The organism is Blastococcus sp. SYSU DS0539 (assembly GCF_054050855.1).
The window spans coordinates 22,646-46,363 of sequence record NZ_JBJHAF010000002.1; the positions used below are offsets into that span (position 1 = coordinate 22,646).

The window sequence follows — 23,718 nt, forward strand, 5'->3', positions numbered from 1 at the left end:
GCTGAGCCCATTTGTCGTCCCCTGGACGACGCCGCGGCCAAATGCCGTCCCCTGTTGCGTGGAGCCGTTTCGTCGCGCCTGCGCGGACCCCTCCGGGGCCCACTCGGCGCGACAGCTGCCGGTCACCCGCCGTCCTCGGCCTGCGCGGACCATGACTCTGGCGTCCTCCGGACGACACCGCGGCCAATTTCCGTCCCCTGTTGCGTGGAGCCGTTTCGTCGCGCCTACGCGGACCCTCCGGGCCCACTCGGCGCGACCCTGCCGTCCGTCCCCGCCTGCGATGATCTCGGCATGAGCGCGCCCCTGGTCAGTGGTGCGGACGTCGAGGTGGCGGCGGAACTGCTCGCCGGCGTCGTCCGGCGCACCCCGCTGGAGCACTCGCGGGGGTTGGCCGACCGCGTCGGCGGCCCGGTGTGGCTCAAGTGCGAGAACCTGCAGCGCACCGGGTCGTTCAAGATCCGCGGTGCCTACACACGGATCGCCCGGCTGACCGACGCCCAGCGGGCCCGCGGGGTCGTCGCCGCGAGCGCCGGCAACCACGCCCAGGGCGTCGCGCTCGCCGCGCGGCTGCTGGGCGCCGAGGCGACGGTCTACATGCCGGAGACCGCCCCACTGCCCAAGGTCGCCGCCACCCGCCACTACGGGGCCACGATCGAGATGCTCGGGCAGTCGCTGGCCGAGCCGCTGCTGGCCGCCGCCGAGCACGCCCAGCGCACCGGAGCGGTCTTCATCCACCCGTTCGACCACCCCGACGTCATCGCCGGGCAGGGGACCGTCGGGCTCGAGGTGCTCGAGCAGTGCCCGGAGGTGGCGACGGTGCTGGTCTGCGCCGGCGGCGGGGGCCTGGTCTCGGGCATCGCGGCCGCGGTCAAGGAGCGCCGTCCCGACGTGCGGGTGGTCGCGGTGCAGGCCGAGTCGGCGGCCGCCTTCCCCGGCTCGCTGGCCGCGGGCCGCCCGGTGGCGCTCGAGACCATGGCCACGATGGCCGACGGCATCGCCGTCCCGATGCCCGGTGAGCTGACCTTCGCCCACGTGCGCGGGCTGGTCGACGAGGTGCGGACGGTCAGCGAGGAGGACCTGTCCCGGGCGCTGCTGTTCTGCCTGGAGCGGGCCAAGCTCGTCGTCGAACCGGCCGGTGTCGCGGCGGTGGCCGCCGTGCTGGCCGACCCGACGGCGTTCCAGCCGCCGGTGGTGGCGGTCGTCTCCGGCGGCAACATCGACCCGGTGCTGCTGCTCAAGGTCGTCCAGCACGGCATGGCCGCGGCCGGGCGGTACCTCTCGCTGCGCCTGCGGGTGCCCGACCGCCCGGGCTCGCTGGCCGCCGTCCTCGCCGAGCTCGCCGCGGTGGGCGCCAACGTGCTGGAGGTCGAGCACGAGCGCACGGGCACCCGCCTGCGGATCGGCGAGGTCGAGGTCTTCGTCGTCCTGGAGACCCGCGGGCCGGTGCACGCCGACGAGGTGGTGTCCGCGTTGCGCCGGGCCGGCTACGCCGTCACCCCGGAGCCCCCGCGCACCGATGAGTCCGCCGGACACCTCCGGTCCTAGCTCCTGACCTCGCACCGCGCGGGGCGCGGAGCGAGGGGCACGGGTGTGCACGCCATCGAGAAAAGCGGTCGAGAACTGTCGGTGGACGGGCCTAGCGTCCGCGGCATGACCGACGCGATCGTCGTCGAGGGGTTGGTCAAGCGTTTCGGCGCCACCACCGCGCTCGACGGAGTGGACCTGACGGTGGCCGAGGGCACGGTCCTGGGGCTCCTCGGCCCGAACGGCGCGGGCAAGACGACGGTGGTGCGCATCCTCGCCACCCTGCTCGCCGCCGACGCGGGGCGCGCAGAGGTGGTGGGGCTCGACGTCGCGAGCCAGGCGGACCAGGTGCGCGCGGCCATCGGGCTCACCGGCCAGTACGCGGCGGTCGACGAGTACCTGACCGGCTTCGAGAACCTGGAGATGGTCGGGCGGCTGTACCGGCTCGGCCGGGCCGAGGCGCGGAAGCGGGCCGGTGAGCTGCTGGAGCGGTTCGACCTCGCGGGCGCGGCCGGCCGGCCGGCGAAGACCTACTCCGGCGGCATGCGTCGCCGGCTGGACATCGCCGCCTCGCTGATCGCCCGCCCGCGGGTGCTCTTCCTCGACGAGCCGACGACGGGCCTCGACCCGCGCAGCCGGCTGTCCATGTGGGAGTTCATCGCCGACCTCGCCGGCGGCGGGACGACGATCCTGCTCACCACCCAGTACCTGGAGGAGGCCGACCGGCTGGCCGATCGGATGGTCGTCATCGACCGCGGCCGGGTCATCGCCCGGGGCACCGCCGACGACCTGAAGGCGCAGGTGGGCGGGCAGCGGCTGGAGTTCACCGTCACCGACGCCGCCGTGCTGGCCGGCATGGTGGAGCAGTTGCGCCCGCTGGCGCTCGACGAGCCGCACGTCGACGTCCAGGCCCGTCGGCTGTCGATGCCGGTGAGCGGCGGTGCGGAGGTCCTCGCCGAGGCGCTGCGCCGGCTGGACGGCAGCACCGCGGAGATCTTCGACGTGGGCCTGCGCCGCCCCGACCTCGACGACGTCTTCCTCGCGCTCACCGGCCGGGCGGCCGAAGAGGTCGCCGCGCCCGACGACCCGGCCGACCGGCCGGTGCCCACCGGAGGCGTCCGATGAGCGGTCTCGCCGTGACGCTCGCCGACAGCGCCGTCATCACCAAGCGGAACCTGATCAAGGTCAAGCGCGTGCCCGACCTGATCGTCTTCGCGACGCTGTCGCCGATCATGTTCGTGCTGCTGTTCCGCTACATCTTCGGCAGTGCGATCCCGCTGCCGGAGGGGATCACCTACGCGGAGTTCCTGCTGCCCGGGATCTTCGCCCAGACGGTGATCTTCGGGAGCACCATCACCGGCGCGAGCATCGCCGAGGACCTGCAGAAGGGGCTCATCGACCGGTTCCGCTCGCTGCCGATGGCGCAGTCCGCGGTGCTCATCGGGCGCACCGTGTCCGACCTCGCCCTCAACGTCCTCACCATCGCCGTGATGATGGTGACCGGCTTCGTGGTGGGCTGGCGGATCCACACCTCGGTGGGCGAGGCGGTGCTCGGCGTGCTGCTGCTCCTGGCCTTCGCCTACGCGATGTCCTGGGTCATGGCGATGGTCGGGCTGCTGGTGCGCACGCCCGAGGTGGTCAACAACGCCAGCTTCATCGTGATCTTCCCGATCACCTTCATCGCCAACACGTTCGTCCCCATCGAGGGGTTCCCGCCGGTGCTCAAGACGTTCGCGGAGTGGAACCCGGTGTCGGCGGTGGTCCAGGGGGCGCGGGAGCTGTTCGGCAACGTGGCCCCCGGGGCCGGTCCGTCGGGTGACAGCTGGGCGCTGCAGAACCCGGTGCTGTACGTCTTCATCTGGGTGGCGGTGTTCCTGGCGATCTTCGTCCCGCTCTCGGTGCGCACCTACCGCCACGCCGCGGGTCGCTGACCGGGACGTCAAGATGGACGCGATGAGCACCGTCGACGCCCCCACCCTGTCTCCCGCCAACCCGCTCGCCGCGCCGTCGGAGCTGCCCTTCCGGCTGCCCCCCTTCGCCGACGTCGACCTGGAGCACTGCCGGGAGGCGCTGCTGGCGGGCATGGCCGAGCAGCGGCGGGAGGTCGAGGCGATCGTCGGGTCGGACGAGGAGCCCGGCTTCGAGAACACGATCGTCGCGCTGGAGCGTTCGGGCGCCCTGCTGGACCGGGCGTGGTCGGTCTTCGGCAACCTCTCGTCGTCGGTGGCCACCCCGAGGTTGCGGGAGATCGAGCGGGAGATCGCACCGCTGGCCGCCGCCCACGAGGACGCGCTGCGGCTGGACCCGGCGCTGTTCGGGCGGGTCGACGCCGTGCACGCCACGCGGCACGACGCCGGCCTCGACGCGGAGTCGCTGCGACTGGTCGAGCGCTACCACCTGGACTTCGTGCTCGCCGGGGCCCGGCTGGACGTCGACGGCCGCGCCCGGCTCAGCGAGCTGAACCAGCAGCTTTCGGAGCTGTCCACGACCTTCGGGCAGCACCTGCAGCTGGCCACCGAGGCCGCCGCCGTCCGGGTGGCCGACGTCGCCGAGCTGGACGGGCTCTCCCCGGAGGAGGTCGACGCCGCCGGACAGGCGGCCGCCGACCGCGGCCTCGACGGTCACCTGCTCACCCTGGTGCTGCCGACCGGGCAGCCGGTGCTCACGAAGCTGCGCAACCGGGACCTGCGGCGGCGGGTGTTCGAGGCGTCGGTGAGCCGGGCCTCGGCCGGCGAGCACGACAACCGGCCGGTGGCCGAGCGGATCGCCCGGGTGCGGGCCGAGCGGGCCCGGCTGCTCGGCTTCGACACCCACGCCGACCTGGTGCTGGCCGACTCCACCGCGCGCACCACGGCCGCCGTCGACGAGATGCTCGCCTCGATGGTGCCGGCCTCGGTGGCCAACGCGGAGGCGGAGCGCGAGGTGCTGCGCGCGGCCGCCGCCCGCGACGGCGTCGAGCTGGCCGCCTGGGACTGGGCCTTCTACGCCGAGCGGGTGCGGGCCGAGCGCTACGCCGTCGACACCGCCGCCCTGCGCCCCTACTTCGAGCTGGACCGGGTCCTGGTCGACGGCGTCTTCTCCGCCGCGGAACGGCTCTACGGCTTCCGCTTCACCCCGCGCCCCGACCTCGCCGGCTACCACCCCGACGTCCGGGTGTGGGAGGTCCGCGACGCCGACGGTGCCGAGGTGGGGCTCTACCTGGGCGACTTCTTAGCCCGGGAGGGCAAGCGCGGGGGAGCGTGGATGAGTTCCTTCGTCCGCCAGTCGCGACTGCTCGGCACCCGCCCGGTCGTCGTCAACAACCTCAACGTCTCCCGGGCGCCGGAGGGGCAGCCCACGCTGCTCACCCTCGACGAGGTGAACACGCTCTTCCACGAGTTCGGGCACGCGCTGCACGGGCTGAGCTCCGCGGTGACCTACCCCCGGTTCTCCGGCACCGCCGTGCCGCGGGACTTCGTCGAGTTCCCGAGCCAGGTCAACGAGATGTGGGCGCTGTGGCCGGAGGTCCTGGCCGGCTACGCGCGGCACGTGGAGACCGGCGAACCGCTGCCGGCGTCGGCCGTCGAGGCGATCGACGCCGCGCAGCTGTGGGGCGAGGGCTTCGCCACCCTGGAGTACCTGGGCGCCACGCTGCTGGACCAGGCCTGGCACCGGATCACGCCCGAGACCGAGATCGGGGACCCGGTCGCCTTCGAGCGCGCCGCCCTGGAGGCGGCGGGGGTGGCGTCCGAGCTCGTGCCGCCGCGGTACCGGACCACCTACTTCCAGCACGTCTTCGCCGGCGGGTACTCGGCCGGCTACTACTCCTACATCTGGTCGGAGGTGCTCGACGCCGACACCGTGGAGTGGTTCAAGGAGAACGGCGGCCTGCGCCGGGAGAACGGCGACGCGTTCCGGCAGCGGCTGCTCGCGGTGGGCGGCTCCGTGGACCCGATGGACGCCTTCCGCGCCGTCCGCGGGCGTGACGCCGACCCGGGCCCGCTGCTCCGCCGCCGCGGCCTGGCACGAGGCTGACAACGCTCGAGACGGGTTGTCCGGCCGAGTGGGCCCCGTAGGGGTCCGCGCAGGCGTGACGCAGCGGCTCAGCGGTGGCCGGGGACGGCTCGTGGCCGCGGTGGTCGTCCGGAGGGCGACGGTGTCACAGCCAGGGGAGGCTGAGCACCAGGTCCAGGTCGTCGGGCGCCGTGCCGTCGCGGACCAGCCGGTTGGGCTGGCGGTGGCCGCACGCCGTGCAGCGGTGGACCACCTGCCAGCCCTTGCCCGACTTCTCCACCAGCCCGATCGGCTCCATCGGCTGCCGGCACTCGCTGGCGCGGTCGCCCGGCAGGTCGTCGACGTGCAGCGACCACAGGCAGTACGGGCAGTGGTTGCGGTAGTGCCCGTCGGTGTTCGCCGGCACCGGTGCGGCGCAGTGCACGCACGGGAAGCCGGTGTTCTCCGCCCGCCGGGAGCGGGCGCGCGGCGGGGTCACCGGCCCGTCAGGGGACGAACGGCTCGATGCCGACGACCTCGACGGTGATCTCCCGGCCGTTGGGCGCCTGGTAGGTGACCTTCGTGCCCGGCTTGGCCCCCATGATCGCCGCGCCGAGAGCCGACTCCGGCGAGTAGACGGTCAGGTCCGTCGTGCCCGCGATCTCCCGCGACCCGAGCAGGAACTTCTCGGTGTCGTCGTCGCCCTCGAACCGGATGGTGATGACGGTGCCGGTGGCGGCGTGCGTGACCTTCGTCGGCGGCTCGCCGACGTGGGCCTTGCGCAGCAGGTCGGTGAGCTGGCGGATCCGCCCCTCCTGCTTGCCCTGCTCGTCCTTGGCGGCGTGGTAGCCGCCGTTCTCCTTGAGATCGCCTTCCTCGCGGCGGGCGTTGATCTCGGCGGCCATGGCCGGGCGGTTCGCCACCAGCTGGTCGAGCTCGGCCTTCAGCCGGTCGTGGGCTTCCTGGGTGAGCCAGATGCCCTGGTCCTGCTCGTCAGTGGGGGTGGGCACGGGGGAGAACTCCTGGAACTCGGGGTGCCGCCCGGTGCGGACGGCCGTGGTCGATCCGGCCAAGCTAACACCGCGGGAGCGGCCGACGCTGCGACGCGCGACCCGGTCCCGAATGCGGAACCGTAGTGTATCGGCGCGTGATCGACGACACGTTCCGCCTGTTCGGGTGGCTCACCAGCGAGGCGTCGGCCACACCCCGGTGGCCATCCGTCATCGTCGGCGTCCGGCGGGGGACACTGTTGCGGTGACCCAACCCGACCAGTTGCGCCTGCTCGCCGTGCACGCTCACCCGGACGACGAGTCGAGCAAGGGCGCCGCCACGATGGCGAAGTACGTCGCCGAGGGCGTCCGCGTGATGGTGGCCACCGCCACCGGTGGCGAGCGCGGCTCGGTGCTGAACCCGGCGATGGACCGCCCCGAGGTCTGGGAGCGGCTGCCGCAGATCCGTGTCGAGGAGATGGCGAGGGCCCGCGAGATCCTGGGCATCGAGCAGGAGTTCCTCGGCTTCGTCGACTCCGGGCTGCCCGAGGGCGACCCGCTGCCCCCGCTGCCCGAGGGCTGCTTCGCCCTGGTGCCGGTCGAGGAGGCCGCCGCCCCGCTGGTCGCGCTGATCCGCCGCTTCAAGCCGCAGGTGATCACCACCTACGACGAGCGCGGGGGCTATCCGCACCCCGACCACATCAAGACCCACGAGATCTCGGTGCACGCCTTCGAGGCCGCCGGTGACCCCGACCGGTACCCGGAGCTCGGCGAGCCCTGGCAGCCGAGCAAGCTCTACTACCACATGAGCTTCACGCTGCCGCGCACGAAGGCGCTGCACGAGGCCATCCTCGCGACCGGCGCGGAGTCGCCCTACGCCGAGTGGCTGGAGAAGTGGGATCCCGCCCACGACATCTCGCACCGGGTGACCACCCGCGTGCCGTGCGGCGAGTACTTCCCGGTCCGCGACGCCGCGCTGATCGCGCACGCCACCCAGATCGACCCGCTGGGCCGCTGGTTCGCCTGTCCGGTGGACACCCAGCAGCAGATCTGGCCCACCGAGGACTACGAGCTCGCCCGCTCGCTGGTCGACACCCCCACCCCGGAGGACGACCTGTTCGCCGGTATCCGCAGTGAGGTGACCGTCCGATGACCGCACAGGTGGACGCGGTGAGCATCCTGGCCGCTGCCCAGCAGCAGATGCCCGAGGACGTCGGCAAGGCCGGCCCGTTCGGCCTGCTCCTCATCCTGCTGCTGCTCATCGCGGTGGCGCTGCTGGTCAGGTCGATGAGCGGGCACCTGAAGAAGCTGCCCCGCAGCTTCGACCCGGCGGACCAGGAGGAGCGGGTCGAGGTCCCCGACGACCTCTCCGGGCTGGACGAGGCGCGGCGCGGGCCGGGTCAGGACCTGCTCGACACGCTGCGGCGCGCGCCGCTGGCGATCGAGCCGCCGCGCCGGGACGGCGACGACCGGAGCTGAACTTCCGCCCGGGGCGGGGTGGAACGTGGGCTCCGGCCGGGCCGTTGATCCCTCCGTGACCCTCATCCAGCGGCGCCTCCTGCTGGTGCCCGCCACCCTCGCCGTCGTCGCCCTGGCCGGCTGTGCCGGGTCGGGAACGCAGGGAGCCGTCGATCCCGGGGTTCGCGCGGCGGAGCAGGTGTTCGTCGAGCCGCCGGCCGTCGTGCCCGATCCGTCGGGGACCTCGGCGACGCTGCAGGTCACGACAAGCATGGACATGGCCTGCGCGGTGGTGTTCGGACGGGACGAGTCCCTCGGCGAGGGGACCGCCACGGACGCCGACATGGGCGGTGGCGCCCACGCCGAGCACCGGGCGGTCATGCGCGGGCTCGAGCCCGACACCGAGTACTTCTACCGGGTGCAGGGATCCGGGGCCGACGGCAGCCTCTACCGCAGCGAGCTGAGGAGCTTCCGGACGCCGCCGGCGGAGGTGGCCGCCGCGCCCGGCCCGAGCGCGTCCCTCGGCGCCGTGGTCGTCGACGTCAGTTCCGCGTTCTCCGCGGCCTACGCCGCGGCCAACGCCGTGGACGGTGACCTCGGCACGGAGTGGTCCAGCGACGGCGACGGCGACGACGCGTCGGTCACCCTGGACATGGGCCGCCAGGTGGACGTGGTGGGGGTGGCGCTGCGCAGCCGGGCGATGAGCGACGGTTCGGCGATCATCGAGACCTTCACCGTCACCGTCGACGACGGGCAGACCTACGGGCCCTTCGAGGCGGGCACGACCGCCATCGTCAACGCGACCGACTTCACCGGGCGGGTGCTGAGGATCGACGCGGGGACGACCAGCGGCGGCAACACCGGCGCCGCCGAGATCGAGCTGTACGAGCGGCCCTGACGGGTCCGGGGAGCGCAGCCGTCCGGACGGGCCGGTCCCCGACGCGCCGGTGACCCCCGACCCGACGCGCCGGTGACTTCCGACCGGCGCGCCGGGTGGGATACCGGCCGGCGCGGACGAGGGTTGTCCGGGACGCGTGCAGCCGGGAAGGTGTCCACCTCGGTGGGGGGCGCCGGCGCCGATGCCCCCGACGCGGCACCCAGGCGACGGAGGCACCGTGTCCCCCGACCTCATCGGACTCAGTCTGCTCGTGCTCGGCGTCCTGCTGCTGGTCGCCAAGCTGATCCGGATCCGGTCCCGGATCGCCCAGAAGCTCTTCCTGCCCAGCTCGATCATCGGCGGCTTCCTCGCCCTGCTGATCGGCCCGGAGGTCGTCGGTTCCATCGCCGAGGCGATCGGCGGGGAGGGCGCCCCGCTGACCGGCGGCCTGTGGCCGGCGGAGTTCCTCGACGTCTGGGCGTCGCTGCCCGGTCTTCTCATCTCGGTGGTCTTCGCGACGCTGTTCCTCGGCGAGCGGATCCCCAAGGTGAAGGAGGCCGCCGAGCTGGCCGGGCCGCAGCTGGCCCTCGGCGTGACGATGGCGTCCGGCCAGTACGTGATCGGGCTGCTGCTCGCCGTCCTCCTGCTGGTGCCCTTCCTCGGCCAGGACCCGATGGTGGGCGCGCTGATCGAGGTGGGCTTCGAGGGCGGGCACGGCACCGCGGCGGGGCTGGGCGACACCTTCGCGGAACTGGGTCTGCCCGAGGGGCAGGACCTGGCGCTCGGCCTGGCCACGGTGGGCGTCGTCGCCGGTGTCGTCGTCGGCATCGCGCTGATCAACTGGGGGGTGCACACCGGCCGCGCCGAGGTGCTGGAGAGCGACGCGAAGACCTCGCTGGCCGAGCAGCGGGGGCTCTACGAGAAGGAGGAGCAGAAGCCGGCCGCGACGATGACGGTGCGCACCGCGTCGGTCGAGCCGCTGGCCATCCACTTCGCCATCGTCGCGGTCGCCATCCTGGTCGGGCTCGCCCTGCTGGAGGGGCTGCAGGCGCTGGAGGCGGCGCTGTGGGCCGACACCGTCGAGCTGTTCGAGTACGTCCCGCTGTTCCCGCTGGCGATGATCGGCGGCGTCATGGTGCAGAAGCTGGTCGACCGGTTCGACCGGACCGGCATCGTCGACCGGCAGATGATGGTGCGGATCCAGGGCATCGCCCTCGACCTGCTGATCATCAGCGCCCTGGCGACCCTGTCCATCCAGGCGATCGCGGACAACTGGGTCACGTTCCTGCTGCTGGCCGTCGCCGGTCTGACCTGGAACATCTCGGTCTTCGTCTTCCTGGCCCGCCGGATGATCCCGCGGTTCTGGTTCGAGCGCGGCATCGGCGACCTCGGGCAGTCCCTGGGCGTCACGGCCACCGGGCTGATCCTGATCCGGGTCGCCGACCCCAACGCGGCCACCCCGGCGATGGAGGCCTTCGGCTACAAGCAGCTGGGCTTCGAGCCCTTCTTCGGCGGCGGCCTGGTCACCGCGGCGTCGCTGCCGCTGATCGCCCAGTTCGGCCCGATCCCGCTGCTGATCTTCATGGCCGTCCTGCTGGTCGTGTCGGTGGGGGTCGGCATCTTCTGGTTCGGCCGCCGGACGCCGGCCGAGGAGGCCGCCCGCGCCCCGGGCGGCTGAGCCGTGGGACGCCTGCGCCCGCCTCCCGCTGCACCGCTGGACGACGGTTCCGCTCTGGGCGCAGCGACGGGCCTTCCCGGCGACGATCGCCCCTGCTTACCCGGAGAACCCGTCAGCTCTTGACCCACGCGTCGGTGCCGGTCATGACGCGGCTGCGCCAGCCCGAGCGGCTCCTCCTCGACACCCTGGTCGACGCCGGGGTGGCGCGGTCCCGGTCGGAGGCGCTGGCCTGGGCGGTGCGGCTGGTCGGCCGGCACGCCGACGAGTGGCTGACCGAGCTGCGGGACGCCATGACCTCGGTCGAGGAGGTCCGGGCCCGGGGTCCGCAGGTCGGCTGAGGCCCTGCGGCCGCGGCCAGGGACACTGGGCTCCGTGCCCGCCCATGCCGTCCCCGCAGCCACCGACGTCCTCGTGGTGGGGGCGGGCCCGGCCGGGTCCGCCGCCGCGGCGTGGGCGGCTCGCGCCGGCCACGACGTGGTGGTCGCCGACGCCTCGGTCTTCCCGCGCGACAAGACGTGCGGTGACGGGCTGACCCCGCGCGCCATCGCCGAGCTGGACCGCCTGGGCCTGGGGGACTGGGCGCGGTCCAAGGCCCGCAACCGCGGCCTGCGCGCCGCCGGATTCGGCCGGGAGTGGCAGCTGCCCTGGCCGGGCGGCGACTTCCCCGACCACGGCAGCGCCGTGCCGCGCACCGAGCTCGACGCCCGCATCCGGAAGGCGGCGCTCGACGCCGGGGCCGTGGCCGCCGACGGCGCCCGGGCCGTGGACGTCGAGCGGAGCGGCGAACGGGTCACCGGCGTCGTCTTCGAGCACCCCGACGACAGCCGGAGCACCGTCTCCTGCCGCCGGCTCGTCGTCGCCGACGGGGTGCGGTCCCCGCTGGGCCGGGTGCTCGGGCGCGAGTGGCACCGCGACACCGCCTACGGGGTCGCCGCCCGTGGCTACGTGCGCTCCGGCCGGGCCGACGACGAGTGGATCTCCTCGCACCTGGAGCTGCGCGGCGCCGAGGGGGAGCTGCTGTCCGGCTACGGGTGGGTCTTCCCGCTGGGCGCCGAGGCCGGCGAGGTGAACATCGGCGTCGGCACCCTTGCCACCGCCCGTCGTCCGGCCGGGGTGCAGCTCAAGTCGCTGCTGGAGACCTACGCCGAGTCGCGGCGCGCGGAGTGGCGGCTCGACGGCGACGTCCGGCTGCCGGCGTCCGCGCTGCTGCCCATGGGTGGTGCGGTGTCCGGCGTGGCCGGGCGCAACTGGGCGCTGGTCGGCGACGCCGCCGGGTGCGTGAACCCGCTCAACGGTGAGGGCATCGACTACGGCCTGGAGACCGGCCGCACCCTCGCCGGGATGCTCGACGAGGACGACTGGACGGCGGCGTGGCCGGCGACGCTGCGCCGGCACTACGGCGAGGCGTTCTCCATCGCCCGGCGGCTGGCCGGCCTGCTCACGGTGCCGCGCTTCCTGCCGGCGGCGGGGCCGGTCGGGATGCGCTCGCGCGCCCTGATGACGGTCGCCCTGCGTGTGATGGGCAACCTCGTCACCGACGAGGACCGCGACGTCGTCGCCCGCCTGTGGCGCACGGCGGGGAAGGCGTCCGTGCGCTTCGACGACCGCAAGCCGTTCAGCTGACCCGGGTCCGCCCGAGCGGGGTCCCGGAAGGTCCCGCGCGGCGCGAATCAGCGCTCAGCGCCCCCGGGGGCACGGCTCCTGGCCGCGGTGCCTGAGCGGAGCTCAGACGAAAGGGGAGTTGAACACCGCGAAGTAGACGGCGATGTAGTGGCAGATCGCCGCGACGACGGTCATCGCGTGGAACACCTCGTGGTAGCCGAAGGTCCCGGGCCACGGGTCGGGCTTCCTGAGGGCGTAGGTGACCCCGCCGACGGTGTACAGGACACCGCCGACGGCCAGCAGCACCATCGAGGCGACGCCGGCGATGTGCAGGATGTCGGTGAGCACGAAGACCGCGACCCAGCCGAGGCCGATGTACAGCGGGACGCCCACCCAGCGCGGCGCCGTCGGCCAGGTCATCTTGAGGGTGACGCCGGCCAGGGCACCCGCCCAGACGCCGGCAAGCACCCAGAAGCCGGTCGGCTGGTCCACGGCCAGCAGCGCGAACGGCGTGTAGGTGCCGGCGATGAACAGAAAGATCATCGAGTGGTCGAGCCGCTTCATGATCTTCCAGCCGCGCGGTGACCAGCGCCGGCGGTGGTACAGCGCGCTGATCCCGAACAGCCCGCAGATGGTCAGGCAGTACACCGTCACCGACCACCCGGCCCGGGCGCCCTGGGCCGAGGCCAGCGGGACGAGGACCGCTCCGGCGACGATCGCGCCGAAGAAGGAGAACAGGTGGATCCAGCCGCGTGCGCGGGGCCGGGTGTCGGGGTGGTCCCAGTCGTCGTCGTCGAAGTCCGCGGCGGTCCAGGTGTGCTCGACCTGCTCGCCCTCCGCGGCGACGGTGCCGATCACCTGCCGGGCTTCGGACTGGAGCTCCGCCCCGTCGGCCTCCACCCGGACTCGCGCGCGATCGTGGGGAGAGACGCTCATGCGCCGAGGCTACGGAGCCGTAGGTTGTGCGTCATCTGGAACGGGCTGTGAGCTTCCTGCCAGCCCGGATGCCGGACGTGGCGCGACGGGCCCCGGCGGGCTCCCGGCCGACCGGCGGTGAGGGGCCTAGGGTGACCGCCGTGAGCGTGCGCCGGCGGGTCCGTGACGCCCTCATCCAGCTCTACGAGCGGCGGCTGGCCCGTGCACTGGTGGACGCCGACGTGCCGAAGCACGTCGGCGTGATCATGGACGGCAACCGGCGGTGGGCCCGCGCCATCGGCCTGGAGGACGTCGCCCACGGGCACCGCCGCGGCGCGGACAAGATCGTCGACCTGCTGGGCTGGTGCGACGACGCCGGGGTGCAGGTGGTCACCCTGTTCATGCTCTCCACCGACAACCTGCGCCGTCCCGACTCCGAGCTGCAGCCGCTGCTGCGCATCATCGAGGACGTCGCCGTCGACCTGTCGCGCCCCGGCCGGCCGTGGAAGGTGCGGCAGATGGGCGCCGCGGAGGTGCTGCCCGCCGAGACGGTGGCCGTCCTCAAGCAGGCCGAGGAGGACACCCGCGACCGCGCGGGGGCGACGGTGAACCTCGCCGTCGGCTACGGCGGGCGGCGGGAGATCGCCGACGCGGTCCGCTCGCTGCTGGCCGAGCACGCGGCCCGCGGCACCTCGCTGGAGGAGCTGGTCGACGTGCTCGAGGTCGAGCACATCGCCGACCACCTCTACACCCGCGGCCAGCCCGACCCGGACCTGGTCATCCGCACCAGCGGTGAGCAGCGGATGTCGGGCTTCCTGCTGTGGCAGACGGCCAACGCGGAGTTCCACTTCACCGACGTCTACTGGCCGGACTTCCGGCGGGTCGACTTCCTGCGGGCGCTGCGCGACTACTCCGCGCGGCACCGTCGGTTCGGGGAGTAAGGGGGCCGGGCGGCCGGGGCCGCAGGCGCGGCTGCGAAACTGCCTGCATGACCGCGGGAGCTCTCGACGTCCCCCTGGAGTACGTGCGGCTGGGGCTGCGCTTCGACCGGCTGGAGCCGGGCTTCGTCGACGCCTACACCGGCGACCCCCGGATCCGCGCCCAGGTGCAGGACGAGCCGGCCCCGACGGCGCGGCAGCTGCGCGACCGGGCGCGGGAGCTGCTCCGCGAGCTCGACGCCGCGGGCCTGCCCGACGACCGCGCGGACTTCCTCCGCGGCCAGCTCACCGGGTTGGAGTGCAGCGCCCGGAAGATGAGCGGGGAGCCGGTCGGCTTCGTCGACGAGGTCCGCGGCTACTTCCAGGTCGACGTCGAGCTCGGTGACGAGGCCGCCTACGCGGGCGCGCACGCCGAGCTGGACGCCCTGCTCCCCGGCGACGGCACGCTCGCGGAGCGGTACGCGGCGCACCGGCGTCGGGAGGAGTGCCCACCGGACCGGCTGGAGACCGCGGTGCGGGCCCTGTCGAGCGCGCTGCGCGACCGGGTGCGCGGCCAGTACGGCCTGCCGGAGGTCGAGACGGTGCGCTACGAGGTGGTCACCGACAAGCCGTGGTCGGGCTTCAACTACTACGAGGGCGGCTACCGGTCCCGGGTCGCGATCAACGCCGACCTGCCGCACCGGCTCTCCCAGCTGCCGCACCTCGTGGCGCACGAGTCCTACCCGGGGCACCACACCGAGCACTGCCGCAAGGAGAGCGGTCTGGTCGAGCGGTCGGGGCGGCTCGAGCACACCGTCTTCCTGGTGAACACCCCCGAGTGCCTGATGGCCGAGGGGCTGGCCGACCTCGGTGTCCCGGCCGCGATCGGCGAGCGCTGGGGTGCGTGGTCCGCCGAGATCCTCGGTGACCTCGGCCTGCGGTTCGACGGCGTGCTGGCCGAGCGGATCGCGGCCGCCGCGGCGCCGCTGAACCGGGTGCGGCAGGACGCCGCGGTGCTGCTGCACGACCGGGGCGCCGACGCCGACGAGGTGAGCGCCTACCTGCAGCGCTGGGCGCTGGTCAGCCCCGAGCGGTCCCGGCAGCAGATCCGCTTCCTCACCGACCCGCTGTGGCGGGCCTACATCTCCACCTACGTGGAGGGGTTCGACCTGCTGTCCCGGTGGCTGGCCGCCCGCCCCGCCGACCAGGCGGTCGCCGACCGCTTCGTCCGCCTGCTCGACGAGCCGCTGACCCCGCAGCGGATCGCCGCCGAGATCCCGGCCGCCTGACCCGTGCGCGCCCGTTCCCCGGCGCAGGCCCGGTTCCTGGGTCTGTGGACCGCGGGCTGGCTGGCCGGGCTGCTGGTCGCCGGCATGGTCCGGTTCGGCGACCCCGCCGTCCAGTGGCCGGTGCTGCTGGTGCCCGCCCTCTGGGCGCTGATCGCCGTGCGGCCCCGGCGGTCGTCCCGGGCTCCCGCACGCGGGTGGGCCGACGACGACGGGCGGCACCCGGGCACGTGGGACGAGGAGGCGTGGGACGAGGGAGCGTGGGACGAGGGAGCGTGGGACGGGGACGCCCGCCGGTGGCCGCCCCCGGGCGAGCGCACCGACACCGTCGAGCGCCCGGCGCTGCGCCGCCGGGCCGACGACGCCGGCGAGCGGTGGTGACCGGCGCCCGCTGAGGCCCTCGGTCAAACCGGTGGAAGCTCGGTCACGTGGTCGAGAGGGTCCGCGACTTCTTCGTCGGTGGCTACGGCACCGGGACGGCCTGGTGGGCCGTCGCGATGACCGTGCTGCTGGTGGTGCTCGGCTGGTTCTTCGGCGCGCGCCGGCTCCGCCGCGAGTCGAGCTGACCCACTGGGACGGCTGGTGCGGGTGCGTCTTCCGGGTGACATCCACCCCGTTTCGTGGGGTCCGCGTCACACGGATGTCACCCCGGGGGCCTAGCGTCCGCAGTGGACGGCGAGCTGCCCTCGTCGTCCACGGGAGGCCCGGTTGGTGCGACAGCGTTCGTCGACCAGAGGGGCCGGTACCCGGCCTCTGCGCCGGGGCCCGGCCACCTTCGGACCGGGGCGCGCCGTGCGCCCCGACGGGAGTCGACCGTGACCACTCGCCCCACGTTCGTCCTCGACACCTCCGTGCTCCTCTCCGACCCCCGTGCGCTGCTGCGCTTTGGCGACGCCGACGTGGTGCTGCCGCTGGTGGTCATCGGGGAGCTGGAGGACAAGCGCAACCACCCCGAGCTGGGCTGGTTCGCCCGGCAGACGCTGCGCATGCTCGACGACCTGCGGGTCACCCACGGCCGGCTGGATGCTCCGGTACCGATCGGTGAGGACGGCGGCACGCTGCACGTCGAGCTCAACCACAGCGACCCGTCGGTGCTCCCGGCCGGCTTCCGCAACGACAGCAACGACTCGCGGATCATGGTGGTGGCGCTCAACCTGCGGGCCGAGGGCCGGCGGGTCTGCCTGATCACCAAGGACGTGCCGTTGCGGGTCAAGGCGGCCGCGGTGGGCCTGGAGACCGACGAGTACCGGGCGCACGACGTGGTGGACGCCGGCTGGACCGGCATGGCCGAGCTGAGCCTCGACGACGCCGAGCTCGACGAGCTCTACGAGGCGGGGGAGGCCTTCCTGCCCGCGGCGGCCGAGCTGCCCACGCACACCGGGCTGGTGCTGCTGTCCTCGCGCGGGTCGGCCCTGGGTCGGGTCCTGCCGGACAAGCAGGTCCGCCTGGTCCGCGGCGACCGGGAGGCGTTCGGGCTGCACGGCCGCTCGGCCGAGCAGCGGGTGGCGCTGGACCTCCTGCTGGACCCGGAGATCGGCATCGTCTCGCTCGGGGGCCGGGCGGGCACCGGCAAGTCCGCGCTGGCGCTGTGCGCCGGGCTCGAGTCGGTGATGGAGCGGCGGGCGCACAAGAAGGTGGTCATCTTCCGGCCGCTGTACGCCGTCGGCGGGCAGGAGCTCGGATACCTGCCGGGCAGCGAGGGCGACAAGATGTCGCCCTGGGCGCAGGCGGTCTACGACACGCTCGGCGCCCTCGTGTCGAAGGAGGTGCTCGACGAGATCGCCGCCCGCGACCTCATCGAGGTGCTCCCGCTGACCCACATCCGCGGTCGTTCGCTGCACGACTCCTTCGTGATCGTCGACGAGGCGCAGTCGCTCGAGCGGGGCGTGCTGCTGACCGTCCTGTCCCGGCTGGGCAGCAACTCCCGGGTGGTGCTCACCCACGACGTCGCCCAGCGGGACAACCTGCGGGTCGGCAGGCACGACGGCGTCACCGCGGTCATCGAGAAGCTCAAGGGCCACGTGCTGTTCGCGCACACGACCCTCACCCGGTCCGAGCGCTCGCCGATCGCGGCGCTGGTCACCGAGATGCTCGAGGACCTGCCGCTCTGACCTGATCCCGGCCTCCGCTCTGGGGGTGTTCCTCGTGCTGTGCGGGTTCTGCAGGGGCCACGGAGCGCGAGAACCACCCCCAGAGCGGAGCCGTCCACAGGAGACGTCGTCGTCCACCGGATCGCCGCGGACCTGGCACCGGGGACGGCCCGCCCCCGACCGTCGGCGCATGAGCGAGCAGCCTGCCGTCCCGCCCCTCCGCCTCCGCCGCGACGCCGTCGCCGAGGGGTGGTCCGACGACGAACTGGCGCGGGCCGTGCGTGCGGGGGAGCTGTCGCGGCTGCGGCGCGGCGCCTACGTCGACGCCGTCATCCCCGCCGCACCGGCCGCCCGCCACGCCCTGCTCGTGGCGGCCACCGTGGCGCAGCTGCGCCGGCCGGCGGTCGTGAGCCACCAGTCGGCGGCGGTCCTCCTCGGGCTGCCGCTGTGGGGCGTCGCGCTCGACCGCGTGCACGTCACCCGGCCGCCCGGCTCGTGGAGCGACCGGAGCGCGGTGCTCTGCTGCCACGTGGCGCGCATCCGGGACGACGAGCTGGTCGACGTCGGCGGCGTGCCGGTCACCGGCCCGGTCCGCACGATGCTCGACCTGGCTCGGTCACTGCCGCACGAGGCCGCCGTCGTCGCGCTGGACGCCGCGCTGCACCGGGACCTGCTGGCGCACGACCAGCTGCGCGCGCGGCTGTTCGACATCGCCGGATCGCCCGGGGCGCGGAGCGCGGCACGCGCGGTCGCGGCGGCGGACGCCCGCAGCGAGAGCGTCGGCGAGAGCCGCAGCCGGGTCATCCTCCAGCGCTGGCAGCTCGCGCCGTCGGCGCTGCAGTTCGAGATCAGGTCCGGGAGCGGGGGGCTCGTCGCCCGCACGGACTTCGCATGGGAGGACGCCGGGCTCGTCGGGGAGTTCGACGGGCGCGTGAAGTAGGGCCGGCTGCTGCGGCCGGGGCAGGAGCCCGGGGATGCGGTGTTCGGCGAGAAGCTGCGGGAGGACGCCGTCCGGGACGAGCAGTGGGACGTGGTGCGCTGGATCTGGTCCGAACTCGCCGCCCCGTACCGGCTCGCGGCCAAGGTGCGCAGGGCCCGGGAACGGGCCGCCCGCCGCCGGAGGTGACAGCTCTGGGGGTCGAACTCGTGCTCGCGGGGTCCTGCAGGGCTCCGACAGCGCGAGGTGGACCCCCAGAGCGGCCGGACGGGTCAGGCGTCGGCCGGTTCCTCGGCGGGCCGCGGCCGGGCCTTGCGGGCGGGCTTGGGCGGAGCGGCGACCGCGCGCACCAGCGCGACCGCGCCCCAGCCGGCGGCCAGGCACCACGGCAGCCGGTTCACCATCTCCTCGGCCGTGAAGTCCCCGCGCAGGCCGAGGGCGAGCACGGGGACGGCCAGCACGAACCCGACGAGGAGCACGTCCCAGCGCAGCGGGCTCATGCCTGCGGGCTGTCCAGGCGCTCGCAGAGGAGCGACGCCCAACGGTGCGGCGTGGCGCGCACGCCGTCCAGGAGGGCCACGGGCACGGTGAGCCGCTGCAGCACCGCGGCGGGATCCGCGCTGAGATCGGTGTCCTGCACGACGAGCGCGTCCACCCGGGCCAGCCCGTCGAGCCACAGCTCCAGGTCCTCGGGCTTGCGGGTCGCCTCCACGACGGCCCACACCGCGACCGGCGACCAGATGCCCAGCATCTGCGCCATCCAGTAGACGTCGCTGCGCAGCGGTGCGTCGACGGCCACGATGGTCAACGTGCCGGCGGCGGATGCCTCCTGACGGCGGTCGATCGCCGCATCGATGGTCGTCATTCGGCTGCCCTTGGGGGCCAGGCCCGCCAGGTCGCCGCGGGTCGCCCACTGCACCCGGTCGGGGTCCAGGCGGAGCGAGGCGGCCAGGGACCGGGCGGCGCGCAGCGTCTCCACCCCCGGGCCGACCAGGAACAGCACGTCGCCGGCGCCACTGGGCAGCTCGGGCAGCTCCGGCAGCCGGGCGGCCAGCGCCCGGGTGAGCGCGGCGTAGGTGCCGTCGACCGCGACCCGGCCGGCGAAGTCCCCGCCGAGCAGCTCCTGCGGGACGCCGAGCCCGGCGAGCCCGGCGACGACCTCGTCCGGCGTGGCCGGGGCCGCGGCGGTCCGCGGCGAGGGCGCCGGCGCGGCCGCGACCGGCGTGATCGCCGCGTCGTCGTCGGCGTCGTCGAGCTCGGGCAGCTCGGGCAGGTCGTCGCTCGCCATGAGCGGGGCCACGGGCAGCCGGGTCACGGTGGCCAGGGCGCGGCGCGCCGGGGCGGCCACCTCCGGCGCGGTCTGCTCGTCCGTGTCCCCGGGCGCCGCCGGCCGCGAGGACGGGACGGCGGGACGGGACGACGACGGCGGCACCGGCGGCAGCCCGCGGCCGCGGGCACCCGGCAGCGACGGGAGCAGGGAGACGCGCGGCATGACGGTCGTCGCGTCCAGGGACATCGTCATCGGCGCCGGGTCGCTGGCCGTGCGGGCGAGCATCGGTGCCAGCTCGACCAGGTCCGCGGCTTCGGCGACCTCGGCGACCTCGGCGACCTCGGCCACCTCGGCGGCCTCGGCGGCGTCGGCGGGGTCGACGGCGACTGGGGCCGCGGCTACCTCCGCCTCGAGCTCTGCGGCAGCGGTCGCGGCGGTCTCGACCACCGGCAAGTTGGTCTCCTCCCGCGGCTGCGGGGCCTCGACGGGCGCCACCGACTTGTCGCCGGCGGGCAGGGAGGCGGCCACCGGGACGGGCACCTCCGCGGTGACCGGTGGCAGCCAGTCCTCGACGGCGGCAGCGGGGGACACGACTCCGTCGGCGGGCACCGACGGAGCCTGCTCGCCGAGCAGGACGTCGGACGGGATCGGGACGTCGGTGGCCGGCTCGCCCCACAGCGGCGTGGCGACGGCGGAGTCGTCCCGGTCCAGGTCGGGAGCCGTCGCCCGGGGAGCGGGGGAGTCGAACAGGGACAACGAGGAGGAGGGGGCCGGGAGGTCGAGCGCCGCCTCGGCGACGGGCGCCGCGTCGGGCTGCGAGGCGAACAGCGGGGCGGTGGACACCGGAGTGGCGTGGATCGGGGCGGCGACCACCGGGGCGAGCGGCTCGGCCGCGGGCTCGGCGAGCAGCGGCTCGGCCACGGTCCCGGCGAACTCGGGCTCGACCAGGACCGGCTCGGTCACGGGCTCGGCGATGGCCTCCTGCGGCGGGTCACCCGCGAGCATCTTGCGCAGCATCCCGGCGAGCGCCTCGTCGGAGTGCCCCTGCGCCAGGGCCGCGCGCAGCGCCTCGGCGATCTCCTCCTGGCGCGTCGACGGGGACGGCGCGGCGGACCGCTCCGGCTCCGCCCAGGCCGGCAGGCCCGCGTCCGTGGCGATGGACGTGGAGGGCGGCGCGGTGGCCTGTTCTCTCACCGTGGTCTCCTCCTGGTGCACGGCCTCGGACCGCGTCGACGGGGCTGAACGGATGGCCGCGGCCAAGGTGCGACGGGGCGCCGGCGTGCCGGTGAGCGCATTCGCGGACGTCCCGGAGGCCGGCTCCGCGGACGGGAGCGCGGTGGGCTGCGCCAGCGCCTCGGCGACCGCCTGGCGCACCTCCCGGTCACCGGAGACCATGCGGGCCAGCGCCGCCGTGAACGGTGAGGGAGCCGGTGCCGGGGCGTCGTCGCGGGACGTGGTCACGGGCCGTTCCGCCGGCTCGGGGACCGCGTGCTCGCGCGGCGCGGGGGCAGCCGGCTCGCGGGTGGCGGTGGGGAACGTGGCGCGGTGCGCCGCGGCCCGGCCGTAGCCGGTCGACGGAGCCGACGGAGCCGACGGGGCCGACGGAGCCGACGGGGCCGACGGAGCCGACGGCGCGCCGTCGCCCGGCGCGGGGACGGAGGACGTCGCGGGGCCACCCAGCAGGCCGGCCAGCTCGTCGAGCCGGTCGTCGTCGCCGGTGGACCGCGCCGCCGGGGTGGGCCGCGCCGTCACCGGGCGCGACGAGGCCTCCCGCACCGGAGCCGCGCCGGACGACGGGGCGAGCGGACGCGCGGCCTCCGCGGCCCACGCGGCCGCGCCGTTGCGGGCGGGTGCCGCGGTGCGGGCGCGCGCGGGAGCGGCCGACGCCAGCGGGGAGTCGTAGGCGGCGGGAGCGGGGCCGGTCGACGGCGAGGGGACGCCGGGACGGTGGAACTCGTCGGGCGCCACCTCGGCGATGAAGCGCTCGGTGGCGAAGAAGCCGAGCACGCCCCCGGAGCGGACCCGGCGCACGCCGACGACCCGGGCGTGCGGCCCGAACTGCTCGCGCGCGGCCGCGATCGCGTCGTCGCGCGAGGCAGCCTCAACGGATCGCAACGGCACCGCTCACCACTCCCAGCGACTCGATCTGGGCCGTCCGGGACACCTCCGCGTAGGAGATGACCGGCAGCCGGGGCAGGATCTGGCGCATCAGCCGCGCGAGGGCCGCGCGCACCTGGGGCGAGCAGACGAGGACCGGGGACAGGCCCTGCCGCTCGGCCTCCTCGAGCATGCCGCTGCAGCCGTGGACGAGGGCGTCCACCGCGCCGGCGTCGAGCGCCAGGACGGCGCCCGCCTCGCTCTGGCGGACCGACTCGAGCAGGCGCTGCTCGAACCCCGGCTCCAGGGTGAACACGTGCAGTCGCTCGTCCGGCGTGACGTAGGGCTGGCTGATCGCCGAGCCGAGCGCCGACCGGGCCGCCTCGACGAGACCGTCGAGTTCGGTCGAGTGCTTGGCACGCACAGAGAGTGCCTCGAAGATGCGCACCAGGTCCCGGATCGACACACCTTCGGCGAGCAACGCGTGCAACACGCGTTGCACCTCTCCCAGGGTGAGCACCGTGGGGGTCAGCTCCTCGACGACGACCGGGTGCGTGCGGCGCACCATCTCCACGAGCAGGCGGACGTCCTCCCGGCCGAGGAGCTCGGCGGCGTTCTGCCGCACGACCTCGGCGAGGTGGGTGGTGATGACCGAGGAGCGGTCGACGACGGTCGCCCCGGCCATCTCGGCGGCGCGCTGCAGCTCGGCGGGCACCCACTTGGCGGCCAGGCCGAACACCGGCTCGATGGTCGGCTTGCCGGGCAGGCCGTCCAGGGCGTCGCCGATGGCGAGGACGGTGCCGGCGGGGGAGGTGCCCTTGGCCACCGGGACGCCGTTGAGCCAGATGACGTACTGCGACGAGGGCAGGTCGAGGTTGTCGCGGGTGCGCACCAGCGGGATGACCAGGCCGGTCTCCATGGCGACCTTCCGGCGCAGCGCCTTGACCCGGTCGAGGAGGTCCCCACCGCGGGCGGTGTCGACCAGGTCGACGAGGTCGAAGGCGACCTCGAGCTCCAGCGGGTCGACCCGCATCCTCTCGGCGATGGCCTCGGGGGAGTCCGGCGCGGGCTCCAGCTCGCCGGCGGCCGCGGCGCCCTCGGCGTCCTCGTCGACCTCCGGCCGGTCGGTCAGGCGGGTGGCCAGGAAGAGGAAGAGCGCGCCGATCACGAAGAACGGCAGCTTCGGCAGGCCGGGCAGGAGGCACAGTGCCATGGCCGCGCCACCGGCGATGCGCACCGGCTGCTTGAAGCGGCCGAGCTGGGCGAGCAGGTCGCTGCCCATGTCGCCCTCGGTGGCCGAGCGCGTGACGATGATGCCGGTGGCGGTGGAGAGCAGCAGCGCCGGGATCATGGAGACCAGGCCGTCGCCGACGGTCAGCAGGGAGAAGGTGGAGACCGCCTCGCCGGGCGGCATCCCGCGCTGCATGACCCCGATCGCGAACCCGCCCAGCAGGTTGACCAGCGTCACGATGATGCCGGCGATGGCGTCGCCCTTGACGAACTTGCTGGCGCCGTCCATCGAGCCGTAGAAGTCGGCCTCGGCGGTGACCTCGTGCCGGCGCTTGCGCGCCTGGGCCTCGTTGATCAGGCCGGCGTTGAGGTCGGCGTCGATCGCCATCTGCTTGCCGGGCATCGCGTCGAGGGTGAACCGGGCACCGACCTCGGCCACGCGTCCGGCACCGTTGGTGATCACCACGAACTGCACGATGGTCAGGATCAGGAAGACCACGAGGCCGACGATCAGCGAGCCGCCGATCACGAAGTGCCCGAAGGCCTCGATGACCTTTCCGGCATAGCCGTCGGTGAGCACCAGGCGGGTGGACGAGACGTTCAGCGAGAGCCGGAACAGCGTCGCGACCAGCAGCAGCGACGGGAAGACCGCGAAGTCCAGCGGCCGCCGGATCTGCATCGCGACGAGCAGGATCAGCAGCGAGACGGTGATATTGAGGCCGAGCAGCAGGTCGAGCAGCGCCGCCGGCAGCGGGACCACCAGCATGAGCACGATCGACACGACGCCGATCGGGACGGCGGCCTTGCCCAGGCCCTTCACTGGCCCGTCCGGGGCGGGCACGACCGACGCTGGCTCACCCCTCCCTCATCGGCAGG

The 23,718-nt window shown here is 74.3% G+C and carries 23 protein-coding genes; 17 read left to right on the plus strand and 6 right to left on the minus strand.

The features are described from left to right. The first annotated feature begins 291 nt into the window (after positions 1-291). The 4 genes from ilvA (at position 292) to ACI790_RS02245 (ending at position 5,538) form a co-directional block, all read left to right on the plus strand. The gene (ilvA, locus tag ACI790_RS02230; RefSeq protein WP_456568154.1) at positions 292-1,545 is read left to right on the plus strand and encodes a threonine ammonia-lyase; all 1,254 of its coding nucleotides are present in this window, start codon (positions 292-294) and stop codon (positions 1,543-1,545) included. Between the two features lie 105 nt (positions 1,546-1,650). After that, positions 1,651-2,649, plus strand: coding sequence for an ATP-binding cassette domain-containing protein (locus tag ACI790_RS02235; RefSeq protein ID WP_456568155.1), 999 nt, complete (start codon positions 1,651-1,653; stop codon positions 2,647-2,649). After that, on the plus strand, positions 2,646-3,455 hold the full coding sequence (locus tag ACI790_RS02240; protein ID WP_456568156.1) for an ABC transporter permease: 810 nt from the start codon (positions 2,646-2,648) through the stop codon (positions 3,453-3,455). Before ACI790_RS02235 ends, ACI790_RS02240 begins: the two co-directional genes overlap by 4 nt. Positions 3,456-3,477: 22 nt before the next feature. After that, positions 3,478-5,538, plus strand: a complete 2,061-nt coding sequence (locus ACI790_RS02245; protein WP_456568157.1) for a M3 family metallopeptidase — start codon at positions 3,478-3,480, stop codon at positions 5,536-5,538. A 124-nt stretch (positions 5,539-5,662) separates the two neighbouring features. Here ACI790_RS02245 and ACI790_RS02250 read toward each other — a convergent pair whose 3' ends face one another. Continuing rightward, positions 5,663-5,995, minus strand: coding sequence for an RNHCP domain-containing protein (locus ACI790_RS02250; protein WP_456568158.1), 333 nt, complete (start codon positions 5,993-5,995; stop codon positions 5,663-5,665). A 7-nt stretch (positions 5,996-6,002) separates the two neighbouring features. Continuing rightward, positions 6,003-6,569: a transcription elongation factor GreA gene (greA, locus tag ACI790_RS02255; RefSeq protein ID WP_456568159.1), complete on the minus strand. Its 567-nt coding sequence runs from the start codon at positions 6,567-6,569 to the stop codon at positions 6,003-6,005. 181 nt (positions 6,570-6,750) lie between these two features. Here greA and mca point away from each other — a divergent pair, with 181 nt between their 5' ends. From mca to ACI790_RS02285, 6 genes are all read left to right on the plus strand, one after another. Further along, positions 6,751-7,638 carry a mycothiol conjugate amidase Mca gene (mca, locus tag ACI790_RS02260; protein WP_456568160.1) on the plus strand — a complete coding sequence of 296 codons (888 nt, stop codon included), beginning with the start codon at positions 6,751-6,753 and terminating at the stop codon, positions 7,636-7,638. Beyond that, complete coding sequence (locus ACI790_RS02265; RefSeq protein WP_456568161.1) at positions 7,635-7,964, plus strand: hypothetical protein; 330 nt, start codon at positions 7,635-7,637, stop codon at positions 7,962-7,964. Before mca ends, ACI790_RS02265 begins: the two co-directional genes overlap by 4 nt. A 55-nt stretch (positions 7,965-8,019) precedes the next feature. Then, positions 8,020-8,841, plus strand: a complete 822-nt coding sequence (locus tag ACI790_RS02270; RefSeq protein WP_456568162.1) for a discoidin domain-containing protein — start codon at positions 8,020-8,022, stop codon at positions 8,839-8,841. 217 nt (positions 8,842-9,058) lie between these two features. Next, on the plus strand, positions 9,059-10,498 hold the full coding sequence (locus ACI790_RS02275; RefSeq protein WP_456568163.1) for a sodium/glutamate symporter: 1,440 nt from the start codon (positions 9,059-9,061) through the stop codon (positions 10,496-10,498). A gap of 143 nt (positions 10,499-10,641) precedes the next feature. Continuing rightward, on the plus strand, positions 10,642-10,836 hold the full coding sequence (locus ACI790_RS02280) for a hypothetical protein (protein WP_456568164.1): 195 nt from the start codon (positions 10,642-10,644) through the stop codon (positions 10,834-10,836). 34 nt (positions 10,837-10,870) lie between these two features. Beyond that, positions 10,871-12,121, plus strand: coding sequence for a geranylgeranyl reductase family protein (locus ACI790_RS02285; RefSeq protein WP_456568165.1), 1,251 nt, complete (start codon positions 10,871-10,873; stop codon positions 12,119-12,121). A 102-nt stretch (positions 12,122-12,223) separates the two neighbouring features. Here ACI790_RS02285 and trhA read toward each other — a convergent pair whose 3' ends face one another. Further along, a complete protein-coding gene (trhA, locus tag ACI790_RS02290) occupies positions 12,224-13,036 on the minus strand; it encodes a PAQR family membrane homeostasis protein TrhA (protein WP_456568166.1) in 813 nt (270 codons plus the stop codon). A 140-nt stretch (positions 13,037-13,176) separates the two neighbouring features. Between trhA and ACI790_RS02295 the strand changes: the two genes are divergently transcribed. The 7 genes from ACI790_RS02295 (at position 13,177) to ACI790_RS02325 (ending at position 18,434) form a co-directional block, all read left to right on the plus strand. Continuing rightward, the gene (locus ACI790_RS02295) at positions 13,177-13,956 is read left to right on the plus strand and encodes an isoprenyl transferase (RefSeq protein ID WP_456568167.1); all 780 of its coding nucleotides are present in this window, start codon (positions 13,177-13,179) and stop codon (positions 13,954-13,956) included. A 47-nt stretch (positions 13,957-14,003) separates the two neighbouring features. Continuing rightward, positions 14,004-15,221, plus strand: coding sequence for a DUF885 domain-containing protein (locus ACI790_RS02300; RefSeq protein ID WP_456568168.1), 1,218 nt, complete (start codon positions 14,004-14,006; stop codon positions 15,219-15,221). A 3-nt stretch (positions 15,222-15,224) separates the two neighbouring features. Beyond that, on the plus strand, positions 15,225-15,599 hold the full coding sequence (locus ACI790_RS02305; RefSeq protein WP_456568169.1) for a hypothetical protein: 375 nt from the start codon (positions 15,225-15,227) through the stop codon (positions 15,597-15,599). A gap of 47 nt (positions 15,600-15,646) precedes the next feature. After that, the gene (locus ACI790_RS02310; RefSeq protein WP_456568170.1) at positions 15,647-15,784 is read left to right on the plus strand and encodes a hypothetical protein; all 138 of its coding nucleotides are present in this window, start codon (positions 15,647-15,649) and stop codon (positions 15,782-15,784) included. A gap of 249 nt (positions 15,785-16,033) precedes the next feature. Then, positions 16,034-17,329, plus strand: coding sequence for a PhoH family protein (locus ACI790_RS02315; RefSeq protein ID WP_456568171.1), 1,296 nt, complete (start codon positions 16,034-16,036; stop codon positions 17,327-17,329). A 169-nt stretch (positions 17,330-17,498) separates the two neighbouring features. Then, the gene (locus tag ACI790_RS02320) at positions 17,499-18,248 is read left to right on the plus strand and encodes a type IV toxin-antitoxin system AbiEi family antitoxin domain-containing protein (protein ID WP_456568172.1); all 750 of its coding nucleotides are present in this window, start codon (positions 17,499-17,501) and stop codon (positions 18,246-18,248) included. Between the two features lie 39 nt (positions 18,249-18,287). Continuing rightward, a complete protein-coding gene (locus ACI790_RS02325) occupies positions 18,288-18,434 on the plus strand; it encodes a hypothetical protein (protein ID WP_456568173.1) in 147 nt (48 codons plus the stop codon). An 83-nt stretch (positions 18,435-18,517) separates the two neighbouring features. Here the strand turns inward: ACI790_RS02325 and ACI790_RS02330 are convergent, their stop codons facing one another. From ACI790_RS02330 to flhA, 3 genes are read right to left on the minus strand one after another with little or no spacing between them, the layout of a single operon-like run. After that, positions 18,518-18,745: a hypothetical protein gene (locus tag ACI790_RS02330; protein ID WP_456568174.1), complete on the minus strand. Its 228-nt coding sequence runs from the start codon at positions 18,743-18,745 to the stop codon at positions 18,518-18,520. Continuing rightward, the gene (locus ACI790_RS02335) at positions 18,742-21,636 is read right to left on the minus strand and encodes a hypothetical protein (protein ID WP_456568175.1); all 2,895 of its coding nucleotides are present in this window, start codon (positions 21,634-21,636) and stop codon (positions 18,742-18,744) included. Before ACI790_RS02335 ends, ACI790_RS02330 begins: the two co-directional genes overlap by 4 nt. Beyond that, a complete protein-coding gene (flhA, locus tag ACI790_RS02340; protein ID WP_456568176.1) occupies positions 21,617-23,683 on the minus strand; it encodes a flagellar biosynthesis protein FlhA in 2,067 nt (688 codons plus the stop codon). Before flhA ends, ACI790_RS02335 begins: the two co-directional genes overlap by 20 nt. Positions 23,684-23,718: the final 35 nt, after the last annotated feature.

Coding starts and splice junctions, on each gene's coding strand:
- ilvA (WP_456568154.1), top strand. CDS start 292: ATGAGCGCGCCCCTGGTCAGTGGTGCGGACGTCGAGGTGGCGGCGGAA.
- ACI790_RS02235 (WP_456568155.1), top strand. CDS start 1,651: ATGACCGACGCGATCGTCGTCGAGGGGTTGGTCAAGCGTTTCGGCGCC.
- ACI790_RS02240 (WP_456568156.1), top strand. CDS start 2,646: ATGAGCGGTCTCGCCGTGACGCTCGCCGACAGCGCCGTCATCACCAAG.
- ACI790_RS02245 (WP_456568157.1), top strand. CDS start 3,478: ATGAGCACCGTCGACGCCCCCACCCTGTCTCCCGCCAACCCGCTCGCC.
- ACI790_RS02265 (WP_456568161.1), top strand. CDS start 7,635: ATGACCGCACAGGTGGACGCGGTGAGCATCCTGGCCGCTGCCCAGCAG.
- ACI790_RS02280 (WP_456568164.1), top strand. CDS start 10,642: ATGACGCGGCTGCGCCAGCCCGAGCGGCTCCTCCTCGACACCCTGGTC.
- trhA (WP_456568166.1), bottom strand. CDS start 13,036: ATGAGCGTCTCTCCCCACGATCGCGCGCGAGTCCGGGTGGAGGCCGAC.
- ACI790_RS02300 (WP_456568168.1), top strand. CDS start 14,004: ATGACCGCGGGAGCTCTCGACGTCCCCCTGGAGTACGTGCGGCTGGGG.
- ACI790_RS02320 (WP_456568172.1), top strand. CDS start 17,499: ATGAGCGAGCAGCCTGCCGTCCCGCCCCTCCGCCTCCGCCGCGACGCC.
- ACI790_RS02330 (WP_456568174.1), bottom strand. CDS start 18,745: ATGAGCCCGCTGCGCTGGGACGTGCTCCTCGTCGGGTTCGTGCTGGCC.